Raw genomic sequence first — 22208 nt, 5'->3', positions numbered from 1 at the left:
TCCTTAGTCTATCACTGCGCTGCAGGATGAATCCTTAAATCTGATCTCGATCCTGTCGCCCTTTTGCAGGTCATCAGCTGAATAAACCGCTCTGCCGTTTCTGGTTACAATCGAGTAGCCGCGTTGCAGCACGTTAAATGGACTCAGTGCCTGAAGCTGTGCTGAGTATTTATCCAATGCGGCGCTTTCATATCTGATTTTAGAAACGATCAACTTATTAAGCCTGTCTTTTAAAAAATTCAAATGCTTAAAATCATCGTCCAGCTTTTTCAGCGGAGAATAAACTTTTAAAAATGTATCTGTTTCAGAAAGCTTTGCTTGCTTTTCGGCTAAAAAATCAAACATAGCACTGTCAAGCCTTGATCTCATTGCTCTGCACACAGATATAAGCTCGGAAATATCGGGCGACGCCTGCTCCGCTGCGGCAGACGGCGTAGGAGTCCTTAGATCTGCGGCATAATCTGAAAGAGTAGTATCGGTTTCATGTCCAACCGCCGAGATAACAGGTACGGTACAGTTGTATACAGCCATTGCTACAGCTTCGGTATTAAACGGCATAAGATCCTCAAAGGATCCTCCTCCTCTTGCAAGAATAATAGTATCAGCTCCGCTTGCGTCAGCGTTTTTCAGCGCTCGGCATATCGAGCCGGAAGCCTGACTTCCCTGTACCTGAGCCGGACATATAAGCACAGAACAAACAGGAAATCTCCTGGACAGTATATTAAGAATATCCTGAAGCGCAGCTCCGGTCAAAGAAGTTACAACCGCTATTTTTTTAGGAAAATACGGTATAGGCTTTTTTGCCGACTCGTCAAATATACCATTGTTTCTCAGCTTTTCTTTAACCTGTTCAATTCCCGTATGAACCGCTCCGATTCCCAACGGCTGAAGATCAGAAGCTATTATTTGATATATGCCGTCGCGTTCGTACACTTCAAGATTACCGCTGACCAAAACATTCATGCCATTTTCCGGAGTGAATTTCAGCTTTTCCGCGCTTCGTGAAAACATAACGCATTTTATTACGCTGTTTTCGTCTTTAAGTGAAAAGTAAGCATGTCCTGATCTATAGTGTATACTGAAATTTGAAAGCTCGCCTTTTACCGCTATTCCCTTTAGCTTCAGATCTGATTGTATCTTTAATTGAATATATCTGTTTAGCTGTGATACTGATAAAATTGAGCTCATATTAAATCAGTCCCTTTCTTACAGCGCTGAAAACGGCAGCACCCGCCGCATTATCCTTAGAAAAATCAGGTTCTGCAAAATAACCGCGTTTCAGATTTCCTGATATAATTTTATTGGACATAACTCCTCCTGCATAAATAAAAGGCATTTCGCCGTATTTATCAGCGGCAAGAACCGTCATTTTATATATCGCCGCAGAAATCGAAGCAATACAGAAGCCTGCGATATTTTCACTTGATTCTCCGGCTTCATAAAGTTTTCTGCACTGATTTTCTATACCGGAAAGGCAGCAGTTCATACCTTTCATCGTGGGCTTTACTTTGTAAGCTACTGAGCTTTTTTCAGCTAGCTTTTCAAGCTCTTCTCCGCACGGAAAGCCAAGTCCAAGCATTACTCCTGTCCTGTCGATCACCTGACCTGCATTTAAATCAAGCGCAGTGCCTATAAGCTCAATATTCAAAATTTCTTTCTCATCCGGTCTGCACAGCAGCATATCTGTTGTACCTCCGCTTACATGAAACGCAATGAAAGGGATCTTATTGATTATAAGATCAAGTTTACCGCAGGAATATAATGCGGCAAGGATATGACCGGTCTGATGAGATGTAAAATCCGGTCTTATATTCTGTACAAGCCCTATTGATTCTGCAACAGCTTGTCCGGTAAGAAAACACGGCATATAGGAACCGCTGACAGGTCTTGGTTTTACAGATACTCCGATCCCGTCAAGCTCTCCGCTGAAATCAGACAGCAGATCCTTTAAAACAAGAGGTATCTGCTTTGTATGATGAAAAACTGCGTCAGACTGCCTTAAACCTTTTTCGCCGTGTTTGACCGGCAGAAGCATTTTACTCTGTTTTATTTCCATACTTTCAGTGTCAAGGATCGCTGCAGACGTAGTATAGTTGCTTGTATCTATTCCAAGTATCTTACTCATCTGACGGAGCGTCCCCGCTTCTGGAATAAGCGCCGAGAACCCCGTTTATGAACGCAATATCCGGATCCTGTGCGTATTTCTGAGCCAAAGCTACAGCCTCACTGATCGCAACGTTTATCGGGACCTTTTCATCATACAGCGCCTCATAAATAGCTAGCCTTAATATTGCGAGATTTATTTTGGGTATCCTTTCAATTGAACGCCTATTACTGAATCTTGATATAATATTATCCAGTTCGTCCTTCTTTTCATAAATTCCTCTTACAAGCGCAGCAGCCTCGCTGTCGATCTTGATATCCTCGTATTCAGACGAAACCGCTATAATATCATCTAATGAATCGTCACGGAAAAGCATTTCAAAGGACAGAACAAACGCAGTTTCACGAACTTCTCTTCTCTTTGCAGCCACATAAACACATCCTTAATTATTTTTACGTCATAAAAACACCGATAGCCCCCGGGAATAATATTCCCGAGAGCTGGTAATTGCTGTTAAAAAACTGCGTCGCAGATTTTTACATTGACCTTAGCAACAGTAAGTCCAAGCATTCCCTGAACTGCGCTTTTTACCTTATTCTGAACATTTTCAGCGGTATTCATTGCTTTTGTGCCGTTTTTAAGTATTATCCCAACCGATACGGACAGAACATCATCTACCAGACCGATACGGATATCTCCAAAGTTTTCCTCCTTGAACCATATCTGAGCCGGATTTTTAGGGAGCGGAGCGATCCCCTCAACTCCTTCTACCTCCTTAACGGCATTGGAAATGATACGAGCAATAACGTCCTGACTTACGTGCAGGGTCTTAGATATATTTTTTTTAACCTGACTCATAGCAGAGAGCCTCCTTATCAGAAATTAATTGCCGAAACACATATACAATATTATAGCATATTTTTATCAAATGTACAACAGTTTACGGATATTTTTTTCTGATAAGTTTAAATTTATTCTACATCAAAGATCCTGATATTTTCATTAGCTACATCAACTTCTCCTAAAAGAATATCTTTGATCTGAGCAGCCTCACTGTCGATCAGTCCTTCAGGGGATTTTACTACAATATTTGCGGTATCACCGTCTAGGTAAACAACACAGTCTTCAAAACCGGCAGCCTTAATTAAATTTTCGACCTTGCTTTCCGTTTCAATAAGTCCTGTAATCGTAGCGGCGTCCTCTGCAGCCACGGCTTTTTCTTCATCTGTTGAATCTCCTCCGCCCATTATTGTCTGAAGAGTTTCAACCGCCTTATCTCTGGAAGTCATACGGTCAATTCTTGCCTGTGCAAAATAACTATCCTCCGCATTGTTGTTCACAAGCTGAGCATCGCCGTAGTTAACGCTCTTGCTTTCAATTTTATCAGTAGACCTGATCCCGTTGCCGTTTGCCGATACAGCATAGTTTATGTATACTGCAACTCCCAGCAGCAGCGTCATTCCTGCAAGAATTATCTGTTTCTTTCCGATAATCATAGTTGGCTTTTTCATAAAAATACCTCCGTTTTTTATTTACTTATTTTCTGCACTCGACACAGATTCTGCTTGACGGCAGATTAAGCGCTGTCGACACCGCCTTTATTACTCTTTCGTTTACCGACGTGCTTGCCCCCCCGTCGCAGACAATTATAACGCCGCTTATTTTAGGCTTTATTATTTGCTTAACAAGAGCCTTTTTCTCGCCGTCCTTTTCGGTCATTACTACCTGATTCTGATATTTTTCCGATATCTGATTTCCGTCTTTATCGGTAGCTGTATTAAGCTCCTCGGCGTAAACATATTCTGTTGTTCCTTCAATTGTAACCATTGCCGTTACATTTCCTACTCCCTTTATTTGACTAAGCATATCCACCAGCTCGTTTTCTATCTGCCTTTTATACTGATCGGTATCATCGGTCACTGTGTCCATCGGCAAACTTTCGGTCTTTTTGGTTTCTCCGGTGAAATCGGGTATGAATTCAGAAAGAAAAATAAGAAGAATCCCTATGATCCCTGCGGCTAAAATAATTTTTGTACGCTTGTCAAGCTGAGAGAACGAAAATAAACGTTTTTTAATATCACTGAGTTTCACTTTCCACCTCCGAGCCGAAAACAATATCCGCATCCGGCAAAGCAGCGCTGATTATATTCATAAGGCGGTCTTTTGAGCTATCGTCTAAATTATCGGCATACACCTCGGCTTTTGTTATTTCTATTGAATTGTATTCATTAAGCTCAGAATATATTCTTATTCTTTCAGCATAAATTCCTTCTGCCGCCAACTGACTGATAAGTGATTTTTCAATATTTGAATTTGACTGTTTTAGATAATAATCGCTGAAATCCCTGTTTATACGGCTGTATGAATTATCTTCGCTCAAATCTCCGATACCGTCAAGCGCTATTTTAAAATCTGATCCTATAAAAGGCGTGAATAACGCCAGGATCAGTACCAGGGTAATTATCATTTTCAGCTGTTTCTTCATGCCCTCGCTGGGAGCAGCAAATTCTGCGAAGGTGCTTATTATGCCAACTATGCTTGCTGTAAGTACAGCGGCTTTAAACATATTCAACTTAACCACCTAACTTATGCGACCACATTCATTGCCGTAAGCATCAGAATTGCGGTAGCAACAATGAAAATAACCGAAAAGCATATCACTATACCAAGTCCTATTGAAAGTACGGCGTTTGTACTTCCCAGAAATTCACTGCTTTCACGCTGTCCGAATAGCTCACAGATTATTTTGCCAAGCGTGATGACCAGCTTTACCGCAAGAATTGTTAATATCGGCTTGAGAACTATGATACACAGAATAACGATACCGACTGTTCCTGCTCCGGAACGAATTACCCCAAGACTTCCATATACAGTTGAATAAGCTTCTGAAACTGCGCCGCCTACTATCGGAATAAAACTTGATGCAGCAAATTTAGCGGTTCTGGAAGCCAATGAATCAGCTGCCGCTCCCGTCAGGCTCTGGATCGTGAGCAATCCTGTAAAAATCGTCATAAGACCGCCTAATATCCACTGAACGCATTTTTTTATAGAATTAGCCGCTCCGCAGAAATTTAAATCAGGGTTTATTGCTGAAACCAGAGAAACCGCCATAACAACACTGAGAAACGGCATAAGTATTTTATTGGAAACAGCGGCTATTATTTCGCACAGCAGAAGCGTTACCGCATAATAGCTTCCGCCTGAAGTTACATTGCCTCCTGCCGCCGCAACACTTGAGAATATAGGAATATATGCGATCATAAACTCCGATATTCCGTCAAGTGAGGATTTTATTACCTCAAAGCATGAATACACCGTATCGTAAATTACAGTTACAGAGCAAAGAACGCCTATGATATTAAAAGTTTTTATCATGCCGGAGCCGCTCGGAGCCATGCTTTGAGATATCATGCAGAGGACGGCAACGGCAATTATTTTTCCCAACATTCTTATTGGACTTTTAAGGGAATCGGTAAATGATGTAAAAACACTTTTTAAAACGTTTGATATGGAAATATCAGATATTCCTTTAGCATTTTCGGCAGAAATATTATTATCTTCAAGAATTTCATTTGTTTCGCTTCCTGCTGCGGATCCGATCGCGCCGTTTATCTCGTCGGTTATTTCCTTGTATTCATCTGTCTGAGTAAAATCTCCGCTGTTATCTGCATATACGTTGACCGGAAATAATAACAAAGCTGCGGCGGCAATAATAAGAAATAAAAACCTTTTCATAAATATCCTTTATGTTTAAGTCAGCAAAGCCTCAACAATACCGATCACCGCCCTGAATAAGGGCAGAGATATAACTAACATAGAGACTCTTCCTGCCAGTTCTATCTGGGAAGCTATACAGCTTTCTCCGCAGTCGCGGCAGCAATCGCAGGAAAGCTGCGTAAGATAGCATATTCCGAGTCCTTTAAAAATTATAGTAAGATATTCTTCGCTCATCTGAGCGTGGAAAAATAATTCTTTTATCACAGACTGGACCTGTGACAGTTCGCCCACGATTTTTGCTATAACAACGCAGGCAGCAGAAATTGTAAGGACCGTTTTTATTTCACCGCCGTTTTTTTCAAGCACCTTGCTTATAATACAGGCGGTCAGACAAAATCCGGTAATTGCTATTATATCCATCAGTATAAACCAAAAACATTTTTAATTGTTTCAAACAGATTTCCGATTTGATTTACTATCATCATAAGAACGACGATCAATCCTGCCAGCGTTGTCATCATTGCCTGTTCGTCCCGTTCTGCACGTTTAAGGAGCTGATTCAGGACCGCTACTATAATTCCTATCGCTGCTATTTTAAAAATCAAATCAACTTCCATCAAATCTGCTCCTCTATATTAATATTACAGCTAAAAACGCTCCTCCCAGCACCCCCATTGTTTTATAAAGCCTGCACTTTGACTGCATTTCTACGTCGGCTCTGTTAAGACAGCCTTTAAAATACTCTTTATAATGAGATATAATTGCCAGCTGACCGTCCAGATCTGTTGAACCCAGCTCACAGAAAAATGATCTCAGATTATATCTTTCTTCCTCGCTAAGCTCAAGCTTGGTACAGTATGCGGCATTGCAGACCGCTTCTTTTATGTCTCCGTCCGTTTCAGGTGCGGATAAAAAATCAATATCTTTTATATCAGCGCAGGTTCTGCAATGACAGATAAGCTCATTAAACGTACAGGCGTTATATCTTATCATAATTTCTGATTCTTCAAGAAGCCTTAGTATTTTTTTTAATCCGCCGCTTCTTGCCTTAACTTTATCCGCCGCCGCAATGCCTATAAACCCTCCTGATATCAGAATTAAAACCAAACCGATCATTTTAACCATATTTATCACCCAGACGGTAAAAAGCAGTCATCTTTCCGCACATCGGACCCGTTCCCAGCAGTGCGCAGCAATCAAACACCTTATCTTTTATAAGCTTGGATATTACAGGCCTTTTTTTCAGCTCATCGACTGTAGAAGCATGACAGGTCGCTACAAGCTTTACCCCCGAATTGACCGCATATTCCAGCGCTTTCATATCTTCCTTAGAACCTATCTCGTCACATATCAGCATTACAGGCGACATGACTTTAACTGCGGTCATTATACCGTCATATTTATTATATGAATTGAATACATCTGACATCATACCGATATCATTTTGCGCTGCTCCGTCTTTAGTCGCTGCAAGCTCATTACGCTCGTCTATTACCGAAAGCCTGTAAAGCGAACCTGCTTTTCTGCACAGATCCCGCAAAACAGTAGTTTTACCGCTTGAGGGCGGTCCTGCTATTATCAGCGACGCCGGACCGTTTGAAAATGCCTTGTCAAATATTTCACCTGAACAGCCGCAGACCTCCCTTGCGATCCTTATATTTACGGAAGATATATTTTTAATACTGTTAACTGTATAATTGTTTGAAGTATCAAGAACGGCAGTTCCGCAAAAACCTACCCTGTTACCGCCGTCCGCAGTTATATAACCGCGGGAGATCTCGCGCTGAAAGCTATGTATAGAATTTTGGAAAGCTCTTTTGAACGTTACCGCTATATCCTCATGTATTATCGGTATACCGTCGTCTGCTCTGTTCATAAGCCTGCCGCTTTCCGTTACAAAGTATTCCTTTCCGAATACGGTCACAGTTAATTTCTTCTCAAGACGCATTCTAATTTCCTGAATACGGCTGCGTTCCGGTTCAGGTATTGAGATAATTGCGTTTTTTATTTTAGGCGTCAGAAGCTCATATGAGAACTTCAGCTTGCTGATTTCCCTGTTCATTTAAACAGCTCCTTTACTTGTCCTGTATCATGTTTCATAATATGCTTTCAGTTTTTTGTATATGCATACATATTTGGATTTATAAAATTGTGAAAGATGTATGCCTAAAAATGCTTGAAATTTTTATCAATATATGATATGATAATTAAGTGATGCCGTCAAACATTTTGGTTTCGGCAGTATATAAAGAGAAATAAAAATAAAGGAGCAAAAAACATGGCGCAGAATTTAAACGAGGATCAGATAAGGGTCCTAAATTTATCACAGAAAGTAATTACTGAAGTAAAGAAGGTTATAATCGGAAAGGATGAAATTATTATTAAGGTACTCCTTTCGATTCTTGCTGGAGGTCATATTCTGATAGAAGATATTCCGGGAGTAGGTAAAACCACTCTTGCTCTTGCACTTTCAAAAGCCTTGTCACTTGATTACAAAAGACTTCAGTTTACACCAGACGTCCTTCCTACCGACGTGACCGGATTTACAATTTTTAATAAAAATACCAGGGAATTTGAATATAAAAAAGGTGCGGCTATGACGAACCTTTTTCTTGCTGATGAAATAAACAGAACATCCTCAAAGACTCAGGCGGCTCTGCTCGAGGTCATGGAGGAGGGAAAAGTTACAGTCGACGGGGTCACTTATAAAACCCCTGAACCCTATATAGTTATCGCTACACAGAATCCGATTGGTTCTATAGGCACTCAGACTCTTCCTGAATCACAGATGGACAGGTTTATAGTTCGTCTTACCATGGGTTATCCCAGTCTTGAAAATGAAATAATGATGCTGAAATCAAAGCATAATCAGGTAACAGTAGATACTGTAGAACCCGTAGTTACCGCTCCTGAGATCATAGAAGCTCAGAAAACAGTTGAAAATATCTATGTTGCCGAACCTATTTTTGAATATATTGCCAAACTTGCAGAAGCATCAAGAAAGCATCCGCAAATCAAGCTTGGTCTTTCGCCGAGAGGTACTATCGCACTGCTGAAAATGATTAAAGCTACCGCACTGCTGAAAGGCAGAGATTACGTTCTGCCTGACGATGTGATCTATACCTTTTCAGACGTTGTTTCTCATAGGATCATGCTTAATTCAAAAGCAAGGATAAACGGCGTTGACGAGGAAAAGGTATTGCAGGAGATCATTGCCTCGGTTTCCGTACCGAAGATAAGAAGATAAACGGTGACGGTAAATGATAGTAATTTATATCATACTTGTGATCGCTGCCGCAATGTTTTATATACTATATGTCGGAGCGTTCTCATTTTATTTATTTTCCTTTGTTGCAGTTCTTACAATCGTTCTGAATCTACTACTGGCTCACGTACGAAAACGCATAAAAGTAACCTTCCTTGAAAGCCAGTATTCGTCATGCAGAAAAGAAAAGCTGCCTGTTATAATAAAAGCAGAAAATATGTCTTCTGTTCCAATACCTAACTGCATTATATCCATAGCTTATACTTCAAAGCTTAAAAGTAAAACAGAAACCTTTAAGATAAACACACCGATGTTTCCCAAGAACGCACAATACCTTACAATCAATATTTCTTCGATCCACTACGGTACGGTAAATCTTAAAATAAAAGAGATAAAAATTATTGATATGCTGAAAATCTTCAGGAGAAAAATCAAAGCTTCACAGACAGATATTATGCTGAGTGAGTGCAATATAACAATAACTCCTGATTTTATAAAGCTTAATAATCCTGTTTGTGACTACTCGGATATGGGCCTTGAAACAGATAATTATTCAAAATATAAGAAAGGTGACGACCCTTCAGAAATCTTTGACATTCATGAATATAACGAGGGAGATAAAATAAGCAGGATCCATTGGAAGCTTACCGCAAAGCAGGATAAAATTATGGTTAAAGATTATTCCCTTCCGATAACAAATTCAATAATTATATGCGTTGATCTATATTTTGAACAAGACGACAAAAGCGATGAATTTTTAAACCAGTATGACACCGTTATAGAAACTGCATCAGCTTTATCAATGCATTTGTGTGAAATCGAATGCCCCCATATAGTCTTATGGTTTGACGATAAAACCATGCAGAAAACAGCCTGCCGAGTTGCTGATACTGACGATTACAGATATATGATAAATAATCTTCTTAAAGCTCAGATAAGCAGTAAAAGAAATGTGCTGCTTTCTGAATTGGATAATGAGGCTTCAGAAAAATACGGGCATTTTCTTTATTGTACAGCAGATTACACGGACAAGCTTGCAGAATTGATCCCGCAATCAGGAGCAGCATTTAAGTATTCGGTTCTTGCAATAGAAAGCAATACTTCTGACAGAAAAGTAACAAAAAATGAAAATGACGGTATATATTCCGTTGTCTCAGTTTCTCCGGACAAAATAAGCGAAAGTGTAGAAAATATTTGTTTATAAAATAAAAAGGTGACAGCATGATAAAAAAGAGAAAAAACAAAAATTCCGAGACAGGTCTGAAAGGCGTTAACGGAATTTATATAGACGGAGATATTTCATTTTCGTCTGACAAAGATATAAATGCAAATTATTTTAGAATCATTCAATTTGCAATTACGGCATTTGCCGCATTATGCACCGTTTTTATGGGCGCTTCTTTTCTTGATATAAACATAATTGCAAATCCGGTAATATTCCTGACGATAATGCTTACCGCCGCTTTTGCTTTTATAGCTTCAAAAATCAAGGCACTGCGCTTTATAGGCGGAACATATTTAATTGTTCATATAATTTATCTGATCTCTGTACTCAGTAATATCAAAGACGGATTTTTTTATACCGTTTTCAGATACTTTCAGAAGGCAAATCAGCCTGATTCCTTTTACAGCAGTAAAATAAAAGATATAAGTCCATACGATTATGAGTATATATCAACTCACTTTTTCGTTTTTCTGGGCAGCGTTATAGTCATAGTTCTTGCAGCAGCCTGTATATTCAGGATAGACTTTCCTATGATGTTTATAATTACGTTTCCTGTTTTTGAGTTAGGGATGTACTGGGGTTGGCAGCCTAAAACATGGACTGCGATCGGACTTGTAGTATGCTGGATCACTGTGCTGGCGCTTCATATTATTAATCACACTACCAATAAAGCAGGCAAAACAAATACCTTTGCACTTCACAATCGAAAAAAATCGTACTTCTTAACATCATCCGAATTAAAGCAGAGATTTTTCACAGTATATTCAAAATCTGTTGCACTTATGTGCGCCTTGATTTTTATAGTTTCAATATTGTTTTCCAGCATAAGCGGCTTTGTACGTCCCGAAGCCTTTAACCAGATGAGAAAAAATATTTCATCAGCAGTAAACGACTTTTCATTCAATGAAATTAAAAACTTTTTTGAGGATTATGACGGAGGACTAAATCTTTTCAGCGTTAAAACAGTTGGAGGAACAAACGGAGGAATACTTGGAAAAACCGACAGTATCAGCTTCAACGGTTCAACAGCATTGAAAGTAAAAACAATAAAGCCGTCCTATCCTCTTTATTTACGGGGTTATGTAGCAGGAAAATATGAAGATAACCGTTGGAACGAAATAGAATTTGAAAAAGACGACGAAAGACTAAAAGCCTTTAATGAAAAGAATATATTTGTTCAGGATTATAATTATTATTTAAATTATCAGAAAAATCAGGGATCAGAAAACGATTTTTTCGGAAACAACCACGATATAACGATTTCCGTCCTCGGAGCAAGCAAACGATTTGTATACGCCCCCTATATGGCCTATTATTCCAGTGACGGCAATTTTGGAGACGATAAAATGGTTCCTAGTCCCGAATCATATGTAAATTTACGAAGCAAAAAATACTCCTTGATTTTTACCGACTTATCAGCTGCCGGCAACTCATGGAGCAATATATCCGCATCTCTGAAAAACAAAGTATATTCCGATAAAATTACAAGGTCTTACGAAAGCTTTGTCCGTGAAAAATATCTTGATATAAACGACTCCGATATTTTAAACAACGTATATAACAGAATACTAGGATCTTATCTTACATCGGATCCTAACGATGTTCAGAGCATATACCAGGCTGTATATGATTACTTTAAAGATAATTTTCAATATACGCTGTCACCCGGAGCAACTCCTGAGGGAGAAGATTTCATAGAGTATTTTCTTTCTTCGCAGAAAGAGGGGTTCTGTTCATATTATGCTTCCGCAGGCGTAATGCTTATGAGAAAATTCGGTTTTCCAGCAAGATATGTTGAAGGGTACATTGTTCTGCCGTCTCAATTCGCAGACAGCGAAGATAGTATACCTACTGCCGTAGTTACAGACAAGTCTGCCCACGCTTGGTGCGAAGTATTTATTTCAGATATAGGTTGGATACCGCTTGAGTTTACTCCCGGGTATTCCAATGATAATCCTAATATGACTGATACAGAAAAAAATCCGAGTAAACTCCAGACTTCTTCTGTTACAACAACTGCTTCAAATAACAGCACCGAAACAACGGTTTCAAAAACAACTCAATCCGAAAAAAAATCAACCGCTTCGGCCTATACTACTAAAAAAACTACAGCGGCACCTTCTGTGACAGGAAAAAATAATTACAATAAATCAGAGACCTCTTCAGTTGGAAATTCAGGCCGCAACATTATAAAACCGCTTATTTTATATCTGTTCGGACTGATAATTATAATTGCCGCTGTTGTCCTCAGGCACAGATATGCAGTTCTTAGAATTGAACATCAGATAAATAACAGTGATAACAGAACTGCAATTCAGGATATTTACAGGCTTTGTTTAAAATATTTATCGCTTATATCAGTCACTTCAGATAAAAATATTACTGATATACAAGCTGCCGATGAAATACTTGAGCAATGCCATGAAAAGAATATCACTGGAATTGATAAGGATTTTATCAGGCTTGCGGAATCAGCCTGCGAGGCTTATCTGAGCTGTAATGAAATATCCGATAAAGAAGCCGAATTTGCGAGAGGATTCTTAAAGCATTTATCAAATGAAGTTATTTTAGCTCGTCTTACTGCTTTAGGAAAATTTGCGGCTAAATGGATCTACAATCTATACTGATAAAAAAACGTTCCTGAATTTTTTCATTCAGGAACGTTTAATTTTTTTATTCAGCCGTTTCAAGCATTTTTACAGCTTTCAGCATAATCGCACATTCAAGACGTTTTTTCTGTATTTGACAAGAAAGCTTATGGGCATTATGAATATCTCCGGCATAGATATAATTGTTAGCGTTACAGCCTCCGCTGCAATAAAATTTTGCCCAGCACTTTTTGCATTCAGGTTTAGAATATACATGAGAGCCGGCAAATGCAGTTTTCAGTTCATTATTAAATGTTCCGTCATTCAGGCTGCCCATTTTATAATCTTCAATTCCTACAAACTGATGACATGGATAAATATCTCCGTCAGGCGTTACAGCAACATATTCGTTTCCGCAGCCGCAGCCCCTTAAACGCTTGATAGCACACGGACCCTGATCGAGATCAAGCATAAAATGAAAGAAGTTTATAAACTTACCCTCGTTCTGAATTTTTTGAATTTTATCTGCCAGTATCTCATATTCTTTGAAGATCCTTGCAAGATCGCCCTCGGTTATCGCATAAGGCTCAGACGGATCAGCCATAACCGGCTCAACTGATATTTGGTCAAATCCCATATCGTATAAATGCATAACATCTTCTGAAAAATCAAGGTTATATTTAGTATAGGTTCCTCTTACATAATAATCCTTATCTCCGCGTATTGAAACAAACTTTTTAAAATTCTCAAGTATTTTATCGTACGAGCCTGTTCCGTCCGCCCGTTTTCTCATACGGTCATTTACTTCCTTTCTTCCGTCGATAGAAAGAACGACATTGGACATCTCCCTATTGATAAAATCCATCTTGTCCTCTGTAAGAAGCATACCGTTAGTTGTAATAGTAAATCTGAATACCTTTCCACATTCCTTTTCTCTGGAACGGGCATATTCCACTATCTGCTTTACTACCCCGAAATTCATCAAAGGTTCTCCGCCGAAAAAGTCAAGCTCCAGAAATTTTCTGTCGGCAGATTTTTCTATAAGAAAATCTATAGCCTTTTTACCCGTTTCAAAATCCATAAGCTTTCTTCCCTCTCCGAAATCTCCGGTAGAGGCAAAGCAGTATTCACATCTTAAATTGCAGTCATGCGCAATGTGAAGACACATTGCCTTTATCGGTGAGGCAACGGCAGAAAGAGCAAATTTCTCATAATCATCCTCACTGAACAATATTTTATCATTATATAGCTGAATAATTTCCTGATAGCATTCCTCAATTTCCTCAGCAGGATATGCTTTAGAAAGCTTAGACTTTACATTTTCAGGGCAGCGCTCTGAAAAAGGAGGTTCAACGTTATCAAGAAGATCATATGTCAGGTCATCGACTATATGAACTCCTCCGCTGTTAACATCCAATAATATATTGAAGCCGTTGAGTTTAAACTTATGTATCATATTTATCATTCCTTAAAATCAAATTATGCAAAAATTAAAGGGACATAAATGTCCCTTCAAGGCAGATAGAAAAATTATGCGTTTTTTTCACACTTCTGATTAGCTACTGTGCAGGACGTTTTGCAGGCAGACTGACACGAAGCCTGACATTTACCGCAGCCGCCCTTTTCAGCGGTTTTCTTCAGATTAGCCTTGTTAATTGTCTTAATATGTTTCATAATAAATTCCTCCACTTTTAATTTACTTTAATTATAGCATATAATACAGCTTCTATTATGAATAATCAATTACTGAGATATAAATATTTTATTCATTCAGAATCTTCTGCTTTTCGAGTTAACGCCGACTATTCCGCCAAGTGCTCCGAATATTAAAGTCATAATAAGTTTAGCTGAGCCAGAAAATCCGGATATAGTCTGTGCAAAAAAAGTGCTTATTATAAAAATCACAAAGAACATAAATATTCCGCAAAGCACACCCATAAAAAGTCCGTTTTTACGGCGTTTCCTTGCACTTATAAAACCTCCTGCATATGCTCCGACACAAAGAGCAGCTGAAGTCATAACAGAAACGACAGTATCTGCAGCGTCAATTTTAGTAATAAGATATGCAAAAATAATGATCAATAAAAAAACAACTGAAAAACCTATCAAAGCGGAAACAGCCGTACAGCCTAAAGCTGAAAGCCTTGCTCCTGTGTTTTTTCTTCGCGGCATATAAATCCCTCCCGACTTTTTATTTAATTATATTCGTGGGAGTATTCAAATATGCAAAAGGCTCTGCATAAGCAGAGCCTTTATATTATTCATCATGAACAGTAAGATTTTTAGCAATCGCCCATTTCATAACTCTGATTTTAGAACGATCGCCGCCCGTTTCAATAACAACCGTATCGTCCTTAATTGAGAAAATTATTCCGACAATCCCACCGTTAGTTACTACCTCATCGCCGATCTCAAGAGAATCTCTCATCTGTGAATCTTTTTTATCCTGCTTTTTCTGAGGACGGATAATAAAGAAGTAGAAAAATACGACCAGCAGCACCAAAGGAATCAACGTTAAAAATAAATTTCCTGAACCCGCTGACGCTGTCAAAACTGAAATATCATACATTTTTGTAATCCTCCAAACTAATTATATTATAATATTATACCATATAATTCATAGAAGTTCAAGTGCTTGAGAAAATATTTTTATGTATGATCATTTGTTTTTAATATATTCATCAATTGAAGCGGCAGCAGTTTTTCCTGCTCCCATAGCAAGTATTACAGTAGCGGCTCCTGTTACTGCGTCACCGCCGGCATAAACGCCTTCCTTAGTTGTAGCCATATCGTCCTGATTGACCACCAGGCAGCCGCGGCTGTTGGCTTCAAGTCCTTGTGTAGTCGTTCTGATAAGCGGATTTGGAGATGTTCCTATTGACATGATCACCGTATCTACGTCCAGTACATAATTGGAATCCTTAACCTCTATCGGACGTCTTCTACCGCTTTCATCAGGCTCTCCCAGCTCCATCTTTACGCATTCCAGACCGGTTACATTACAGTTTTCATCACCGATAACTCTTACAGGATTATTGAGAACCAAAAATTCGATTCCCTCCTCCATAGCATGATGAACCTCTTCACGTCTTGCAGGCATTTCATCAAGCGAACGCCTGTATACAATATAAACGTGTTCAGCTCCCAAACGCATTGCCGAACGTGCAGCGTCCATTGCTACATTTCCTCCGCCTACAACTGCTACAGATCTGGATTTCTTTATAGGGGTAGCGTAATCCTCCAGATATGCCTTCATAAGATTTATCCTAGTAAGATATTCGTTAGCGGAATATACTCCTACAAGTCCTTCTCCTTCAATACCCATAAATCTGGGAAGTCCTGCACCCGAACCTATAAATACAGCTTCATATCCTCGATCCATAAGCTCGTCCACTGAAAGAACCTTTCCTATAACCATATTAGTCATTATATTAACGCCCATATCCCTAAGATTATCAACTTCCTTCTGAACAATCGCCTTAGGAAGCCTGAACTCCGGAATACCGTACATTAAAACACCTCCGGCAGTATGGAACGCTTCAAAAATTGTAACCTCATAGCCGAGCTTAGCCAGATTTCCGGCACAGGTAAGACCTGCAGGACCCGCTCCGATAACCGCAACCTTATGACCATTTGAAACCGGCTTTTCGGAAGCAGCGGCTTTGTCCATCATATAATCCGCACAGAACCTCTCAAGACGTCCGATACCAACAGATTCGCCCTTTATACCTCTTACGCATTTGCCTTCGCACTGATTTTCCTGAGGACATACTCGTCCGCAGACAGCCGGAAGTCCATTTGTTGACTTAATGATCTTATATGCTTCTTCAAACTCGCCTGCGGCAACCTTTTCTATAAATTCAGGGATTCTTACACCGACAGGACAGCCGCTTACACAAGGCTTGTTTTTGCAGTTAAGACATCTCGTTGCCTCTTCCATTGCCTCTTCTTTTGTATATCCCAAAGAAACCTCTTTAAAGTTTCTGGCTCTGACCTTAGGGTCCTGTTCACCAATAGGTGTTTTCTTTAAACTCATATTAGCCATTATCTCATACCTCCGGTCAATCTGCATATATGAGCAGCCTCCTGCTCCCTGTAAGTACCGTTTCTCTTCATAAGCTCATCAAAATCAACCTTATGACCGTCAAAATCAGGTCCGTCAACACACGCATATTTGATTTTTCCGTCTACCGTTACACGGCAGCCGCCGCACATTCCTGTACCGTCTACCATAATCGGGTTTAGGGATACTGTAGTTTTTATTCCATAAGGCTCTGTTGTTTTGCAGACAAACTTCATCATAGGAACAGGTCCTATCGCAATAACCTCGTCATACTTAACACCGCTGTCGATAAGCTCTTTGAGCATATCTGTTACAAAGCCCTTCTTGCCGTAGGAGCCGTCATCCGTACAAACGTAAAGCTCACATGAAACAGCTTTCATTTCTTCCTCAAGAATAATAATATCCTTGCTTCTGAAGCCGGCAATAAGATCGACATGGACACCCATTCCGTGAAGCTTTTTAGCCTGAGGATAAGCGATCGCACAGCCTACGCCTCCTCCGACTACCGCCACACGCTTTGCGCCGTCCTCATATTTAGTAGGAATTCCCAAAGGACCGACAACGTCCAGAATAGAATCTCCCTCGTTTAAAGAAGCAAGCTGCTGAGTCGAACCTCCGATAGTCTGAAAAATAATCGTAACAGTTCCCTTTTCTCTGTCATAATCTGCGATCGTAAGTGGGATTCTCTCTCCCTTTTCATCAATTCTGTAAATGATAAACTGACCCGCCTCAGCCTTAGCTGCAATATACGGGGCGTCAATTTCCATAAGAACGACCTGGTCGTTTAATTGTTTTCTTCTGACTATTTTATACACTTTTATCCCTCCCGAAAAATATGAGAGCACAGCCTTTCTATGCCACCGTTAAACATTATACAGCATATTAATCAAATTTTCAAGTCAATTCTGTTAAAAACGCTGTACGTTTCTTTTTTTACATGACTTTTTTATATGATTACATATACTGTACAGCATATGCTATTACTGAGTGTGCATACTATTCTGCCAAAGCTTTCGTTATCTCGGTTATTTCCTTATCAAGTCTTTCCGATAAACTATCCTGCGTACAGAAAATATTTATATAGTTGTACAGCGCAATCCCGCTGTAACATTTAAGTTTCTCCGAGGTTTTTATCTGGCTTGCAATAATACCTATATTATCCGTAAATTCACTGTCATCAGATATTTTATACGGCGCAAGTCCGATAACAAGCTTTGCATTGCCGCTTTCTGCAATTTCGTTCCATTCCTCAGCTGTTTTTTCAAAGGGCTTTGCAGTATTTTCATAACCAAAATAAATCTGAGGAACTATGTAATCAATATATCCGTCTGTGCTGCACCATTTTTTTACATCAGCATACATATAAGAATAGTTATTCTCAATATTCCCCTGAGGAGAAACACCAAATAATATATTTTTATTGACCTTCTTTATAGTATCATGCATTTCTTTAACCATTTTGCTGCAGTTATCCAGACGCCAGTCCGAAAGCGTCATTGAAGCTCCGGCTTGTATATAGGTTTCAGAATCAAAATAGCTTTCTGTTGTGGGATAAAAATAATCGTCAATATGTATTCCGTCGATTTTATAGTTTTCGCATAATTCTTCTACACCGCAGCAAATAAGCTCTCTCACCTCATCAACAGCTGGATTCAGCCAATAATGATCGTCATTATCCACTTTAACAAGGTACTCCCCGTAATTTCCGCTATCGGAAAACCATTTCTTAAGAATACAGCTTTCCGGGTATTGCTTCATATTGCTTTCAGTTTCGCACCTTAACGGATTTATCCAAGCATGAAAAGACAAGCCTTTGTTGTGAGCAATATTTATCATTATTTCCAGAGGGTCAAAGCCCGGTTCATTTCCCACTGCTCCTGTAATTCCTTTTGACCACGGAAAATAATCGGATCTGTAATATGCGTCACCGAAGCTTCTAACGTGAACATACAATGTATTACAGCCAATATCCTTAATATTATTACAAGCTTCTGAAAAAGCGTTTTCAAACTCATTTCTATTCTTGCCGCTGAGCATAGGCGCTAAATCTATATATGACAGCCAGATAGATTTCTGTTCATCATAATTTAACGGAATATATTCTCCGGAAACAGAAGCTGTTTCATTGTTTTTTAAATGCCTGTCCGATACCTTTGAGCTTCCTAATTCCGGAACCGGCGACACATTTACAATTTTTACATCTTGAGTATCCTTGACCGAACACGAAACCAGCAGCAGCGCCACAATCAATATAAATATTTTTTTCATATATTTCCTCCGTTTTTATAAACTATCTATCGTATTACCTTACATTATATTATTTATAAAGGAGATATATGAAAACCGCTCCTGCCGTTAAGCGGGAGCGGTAAATATTTTACGGCATAAGCCTGTTAATATCTCTCGGGAACATTGAAGTCTCGCGGATATTATTCTTTTTAAGCAGCTTCATAAGAAGTCTTTCAAGACCGATTCCAAGTCCCCCGTGAGGAGGCAGACCGTATTTATGCGATTCAAGATAACTCTTGAAATCCTCGGGATCAAGGCCCTGAGCCTTCATTTTCTCAACCTGCTCATTGTAATCGTGGATCCTCTGTCCTCCCGAAGTTATTTCAAGCCCTCTGAACAGTAAATCAAACTTATACGCTTCTCTGGGGTCTTCCCTGGAATTCATAGCATAAAACGGAGGCTTTGACGACGGGAAATGCGTTACAAAAATAAACTCGCTGTTATAATTTTCTTTTGCGTATTCACAAAGCCTGACCTCGTCCTCAGGGTCGAGATCAAATTTCTTTCCGCTTCCTTCTCCGCCTCTCAGCAATTCAATTGCGTCACAGAACTTTATAGACGGGATCTCATTTATTTCCGGAATATCTGCTTCAAGAATTTTTATCTCATTCTGATAATTTTCCTTGAGATATCCCATAATTGATTTAAGCATTGCCGTTTCCATAGCCATAATGTCATACATACTGTCGATATATCCCATTTCAAAGTCTAGTCCGATATACTCGTTTATATGACGTGAAGTAGCGTGTTTTTCTGCTCTGTATACAGGTGCTATCTCATATACCCTGTCGAAAAATGCAACGGCTGCCTGCTTATAAAACTGCGGAGACTGATTCAGAAATGCAGATTTCTGGAAGTAGTCAAGACGGAAGATATTAGCACCGCCTTCTGCTCCCTGAGCCACGATTTTGGGCGTATGGATCTCAGTAAAGTCATTTTCACGCATAAATTTATGCATTCCGTGAACTATACCCTCCTGAAGCTTGAAAATCGCTCTTTCGTATGGATTTCTCAGTGCAACCGAACGATTGTCAAGGTTGACTTCTATTGAACAATTGAGCCTGCCCTGTGATATTTTCAGCGGATATTCAGCAGCTGAAGTTGAAATAAGCTTTAGTTCAGTAAGCTCTACCTCTATTCCAGCAAAATCTCTCTCATTTTCCTTTACAATGCCCTTTACCCATACAAAGTATCCCTCACGAAGTCCATCGATACTGTCCTTACAGATGTCGGGACTGTAAACAGTCTGAATTACATTAAATGCAGTTCTTACAACTACAAACGAGATATTTCCCATTTTTCTGATCTTATGAACACAAGCTTCAAATTCTATTTCTCCGCCTATATTCCGTTTAGCTTCTTCAAGAGAAAATTCCTTCTTTAGCTTATCTGCTCCTACCATAAGAAGCTTCCCGTTGCTTTCGGGAACATACTTGCCGCAGTTGTCATATCTTGAAAGCTTTGATATATCAACGACATTCTTTTCAGTATCCTGTTCATTCAGCTTTTCTGCTGAGCCTGCCGCGGCTGTTTTTAACTTTGCTTCCAACGCCTCTTTTATAACCTTTGGCGTCGCTGAACCTTTCAGCGCTTTGGTGCATTGACCCATAAGAAAGCCGAAAACCTTAGTTTCACCGTTCACATACTGCTGAACCTGAGCCGAATTTTTATTGAGAATTTCTTCAATAACAGAATCGACCTTTTTAGTATCGACATTTATGATAAAACCTTTTGCTTTAGCAATATCCTCAGGCTTTCCGCCATTTTCAACAATTTCTCTGAAAACAGCCTTCGCGTCACTCTTTGATATTTTTTCGGTATCAGCCATCTGAACCAGCTGTGCAAAATCCTCTGGTGAAAAGCTTATATTATCAGGGTCGATCTCTCCAAGATTTACACGTCGCATAAATTCTCCGAGAATAAACACAGCTATGCTTTTAGGACTGTTATAAATTTTTACTGCGTCCTCAAAGAAATCGGAAACAGGTTTTGAATGAATCAGTATATTAGCGTCAACTGCTGAAATTCCCCATTCTACATATTTTTTATAACGTTCTGAAGGCATTTCCGGCAGCATTGACTTTATTTCCGAAAGCTGTTCGTCGGTAAGATTGACCTGTAGTATATCGGGTTCGGGGAAATATCTGTAGTCATTGGCATTTTCTTTACTGCGCATTGAAGTAGTCTTATCTCTGTTTGCATTATAACGTCTGGTTTCCTGAACTACCTTCTTTCCTGCTTCAAGCAGCAGCGCCTGACGTTTCTCTTCATACTGAATTGCCCGTCCTACAGACTTGACAGAGTTGATATTCTTTATTTCCGCTCTCGTTCCGAACTCTTTGGCGTCAGGGCGCATAAGCGAAATATTAACATCACACCTGAGTGAACCCTGCTCCATTTTACAGTCGCAGACACCGGCATACTGCAAAAGGAGAGATATCTGCTCTACAAAAGCCATTGCCTCCTCCGCTGAAGAAATATCCGGTTCCGTAACTATTTCAATAAGAGGAATACCGCAACGGTTATAATCCGCCAGAGAAACTCCGTTAAAGTCGTCATGAACCAGTTTTCCGGCGTCCTCTTCAAGGTGGATATGGTTGATTCTTACGTCCTTTTTAACGCCGTTGACCTCTATAGGGACCTTACCTGCTCCTATTATCGGATAATAAAGCTGAGAGATCTGATACGCTTTCGGAAGATCAGGATAGAAATAATTTTTTCTATCAAAAACAGAGAATTTATTTATCTCACAGTTAAGAGCATATCCTGCTTTTACGGCATATTCAACCGCCGTCTGATTAATTACCGGCAAAGCTCCAGGCATACCTGTGCAGACAGGACAGCACCTTGTATTCTGCGAGCCTCCGAATTCAGCGGAGCAGCCGCAGAAAATTTTAGTTTTGGTAAGCAGCTCGGCGTGGATTTCAAGACCGATGACAGTTTTCCATTTTTCCATT

At 39.5% G+C, this 22208-nt stretch carries 23 protein-coding genes; 3 read left to right on the top strand and 20 right to left on the bottom strand.

The window, feature by feature from the left end:
- Positions 1 to 3: 3 nt before the first annotated feature.
- The 12 genes from xseA to ACYQ0H_RS06700 all read right to left on the bottom strand — a co-directional run bounded on the left by xseA (position 4) and on the right by ACYQ0H_RS06700 (position 7883).
- Positions 4 to 1188: an exodeoxyribonuclease VII large subunit gene (gene xseA / locus ACYQ0H_RS06755; RefSeq protein ID WP_459812078.1), complete on the bottom strand. Its 1185-nt coding sequence runs from the start codon at positions 1186 to 1188 to the stop codon at positions 4 to 6.
- Position 1189: 1 nt separating this feature from the next.
- A complete protein-coding gene (locus ACYQ0H_RS06750) occupies positions 1190 to 2125 on the bottom strand; it encodes a tRNA (adenosine(37)-N6)-threonylcarbamoyltransferase complex transferase subunit TsaD (protein ID WP_459812076.1) in 936 nt (311 codons plus the stop codon).
- Positions 2118 to 2534, bottom strand: coding sequence for a transcription antitermination factor NusB (nusB, locus tag ACYQ0H_RS06745; protein ID WP_459812075.1), 417 nt, complete (start codon positions 2532 to 2534; stop codon positions 2118 to 2120). The genes ACYQ0H_RS06750 and nusB overlap by 8 nt, the downstream gene beginning before the upstream one ends.
- An 83-nt stretch (positions 2535 to 2617) precedes the next feature.
- Positions 2618 to 2962 (bottom strand): Asp23/Gls24 family envelope stress response protein, encoded by a 345-nt coding sequence (locus ACYQ0H_RS06740; RefSeq protein ID WP_459812074.1) that lies wholly within the window; start codon positions 2960 to 2962, stop codon positions 2618 to 2620.
- A gap of 113 nt (positions 2963 to 3075) precedes the next feature.
- Positions 3076 to 3615, bottom strand: a complete 540-nt coding sequence (locus ACYQ0H_RS06735) for a SpoIIIAH-like family protein (protein ID WP_459812073.1) — start codon at positions 3613 to 3615, stop codon at positions 3076 to 3078.
- Positions 3616 to 3640: 25 nt separating this feature from the next.
- Positions 3641 to 4195, bottom strand: a complete 555-nt coding sequence (locus tag ACYQ0H_RS06730) for a stage III sporulation protein AG (protein WP_459812072.1) — start codon at positions 4193 to 4195, stop codon at positions 3641 to 3643.
- Positions 4182 to 4670 (bottom strand): hypothetical protein, encoded by a 489-nt coding sequence (locus tag ACYQ0H_RS06725; protein ID WP_459812071.1) that lies wholly within the window; start codon positions 4668 to 4670, stop codon positions 4182 to 4184. Before ACYQ0H_RS06725 ends, ACYQ0H_RS06730 begins: the two co-directional genes overlap by 14 nt.
- Positions 4671 to 4690: 20 nt before the next feature.
- On the bottom strand, positions 4691 to 5839 hold the full coding sequence (locus tag ACYQ0H_RS06720) for a stage III sporulation protein AE (RefSeq protein WP_459812070.1): 1149 nt from the start codon (positions 5837 to 5839) through the stop codon (positions 4691 to 4693).
- Between the two features lie 15 nt (positions 5840 to 5854).
- On the bottom strand, positions 5855 to 6241 hold the full coding sequence (locus ACYQ0H_RS06715; protein ID WP_459812069.1) for a SpoIIIAC/SpoIIIAD family protein: 387 nt from the start codon (positions 6239 to 6241) through the stop codon (positions 5855 to 5857).
- Complete coding sequence (spoIIIAC, locus tag ACYQ0H_RS06710; RefSeq protein WP_459812068.1) at positions 6241 to 6438, bottom strand: stage III sporulation protein AC; 198 nt, start codon at positions 6436 to 6438, stop codon at positions 6241 to 6243. Before spoIIIAC ends, ACYQ0H_RS06715 begins: the two co-directional genes overlap by 1 nt.
- Positions 6439 to 6451: 13 nt before the next feature.
- On the bottom strand, positions 6452 to 6946 hold the full coding sequence (locus ACYQ0H_RS06705) for a stage III sporulation protein AB (RefSeq protein ID WP_459812067.1): 495 nt from the start codon (positions 6944 to 6946) through the stop codon (positions 6452 to 6454).
- Complete coding sequence (locus ACYQ0H_RS06700; RefSeq protein ID WP_459812066.1) at positions 6939 to 7883, bottom strand: stage III sporulation protein AA; 945 nt, start codon at positions 7881 to 7883, stop codon at positions 6939 to 6941. Before ACYQ0H_RS06700 ends, ACYQ0H_RS06705 begins: the two co-directional genes overlap by 8 nt.
- A 216-nt stretch (positions 7884 to 8099) precedes the next feature.
- Between ACYQ0H_RS06700 and ACYQ0H_RS06695 the strand changes: the two genes are divergently transcribed.
- From ACYQ0H_RS06695 to ACYQ0H_RS06685, 3 genes are read left to right on the top strand one after another with little or no spacing between them, the layout of a single operon-like run.
- The gene (locus tag ACYQ0H_RS06695; RefSeq protein WP_459812065.1) at positions 8100 to 9068 is read left to right on the top strand and encodes an AAA family ATPase; all 969 of its coding nucleotides are present in this window, start codon (positions 8100 to 8102) and stop codon (positions 9066 to 9068) included.
- A 13-nt stretch (positions 9069 to 9081) separates the two neighbouring features.
- Entirely contained in the window at positions 9082 to 10290 is a 1209-nt protein-coding gene (locus ACYQ0H_RS06690; RefSeq protein ID WP_459812064.1) for a DUF58 domain-containing protein, read from the top strand.
- Between the two features lie 17 nt (positions 10291 to 10307).
- Positions 10308 to 12938, top strand: coding sequence for a transglutaminase-like domain-containing protein (locus ACYQ0H_RS06685; protein WP_459812063.1), 2631 nt, complete (start codon positions 10308 to 10310; stop codon positions 12936 to 12938).
- Positions 12939 to 12984: 46 nt separating this feature from the next.
- On the opposite strand, the gene scfB is transcribed toward ACYQ0H_RS06685, so the two are convergent.
- The 8 genes from scfB to gatB all read right to left on the bottom strand — a co-directional run bounded on the left by scfB (position 12985) and on the right by gatB (position 22207).
- Positions 12985 to 14355: a thioether cross-link-forming SCIFF peptide maturase gene (gene scfB / locus ACYQ0H_RS06680; protein ID WP_459812062.1), complete on the bottom strand. Its 1371-nt coding sequence runs from the start codon at positions 14353 to 14355 to the stop codon at positions 12985 to 12987.
- A 74-nt stretch (positions 14356 to 14429) separates the two neighbouring features.
- The gene (gene scfA, locus ACYQ0H_RS06675) at positions 14430 to 14573 is read right to left on the bottom strand and encodes a six-cysteine ranthipeptide SCIFF (RefSeq protein WP_459812061.1); all 144 of its coding nucleotides are present in this window, start codon (positions 14571 to 14573) and stop codon (positions 14430 to 14432) included.
- A gap of 96 nt (positions 14574 to 14669) precedes the next feature.
- Positions 14670 to 15071 (bottom strand): TIGR04086 family membrane protein, encoded by a 402-nt coding sequence (locus ACYQ0H_RS06670; RefSeq protein WP_459812060.1) that lies wholly within the window; start codon positions 15069 to 15071, stop codon positions 14670 to 14672.
- A gap of 85 nt (positions 15072 to 15156) precedes the next feature.
- Entirely contained in the window at positions 15157 to 15468 is a 312-nt protein-coding gene (gene yajC / locus ACYQ0H_RS06665) for a preprotein translocase subunit YajC (RefSeq protein ID WP_459812059.1), read from the bottom strand.
- Positions 15469 to 15558: 90 nt separating this feature from the next.
- Entirely contained in the window at positions 15559 to 16944 is a 1386-nt protein-coding gene (gltA, locus tag ACYQ0H_RS06660; protein WP_459812090.1) for an NADPH-dependent glutamate synthase, read from the bottom strand.
- A complete protein-coding gene (locus ACYQ0H_RS06655; protein WP_459812058.1) occupies positions 16944 to 17777 on the bottom strand; it encodes a sulfide/dihydroorotate dehydrogenase-like FAD/NAD-binding protein in 834 nt (277 codons plus the stop codon). Before ACYQ0H_RS06655 ends, gltA begins: the two co-directional genes overlap by 1 nt.
- Positions 17778 to 17958: 181 nt before the next feature.
- Positions 17959 to 19230, bottom strand: a complete 1272-nt coding sequence (locus ACYQ0H_RS06650) for a glycoside hydrolase family 10-like protein (protein ID WP_459812057.1) — start codon at positions 19228 to 19230, stop codon at positions 17959 to 17961.
- Positions 19231 to 19339: 109 nt separating this feature from the next.
- Entirely contained in the window at positions 19340 to 22207 is a 2868-nt protein-coding gene (gene gatB / locus ACYQ0H_RS06645) for an Asp-tRNA(Asn)/Glu-tRNA(Gln) amidotransferase subunit GatB (RefSeq protein WP_459812056.1), read from the bottom strand.
- Between the last annotated feature and the right edge of the window lies 1 nt (position 22208).

This window comes from Hominimerdicola intestinalis, assembly GCF_054655215.1.
The sequence above is the reverse complement of the archived record's forward strand: the minus strand, read 5'-3'. Positions and strand labels throughout refer to the sequence as shown.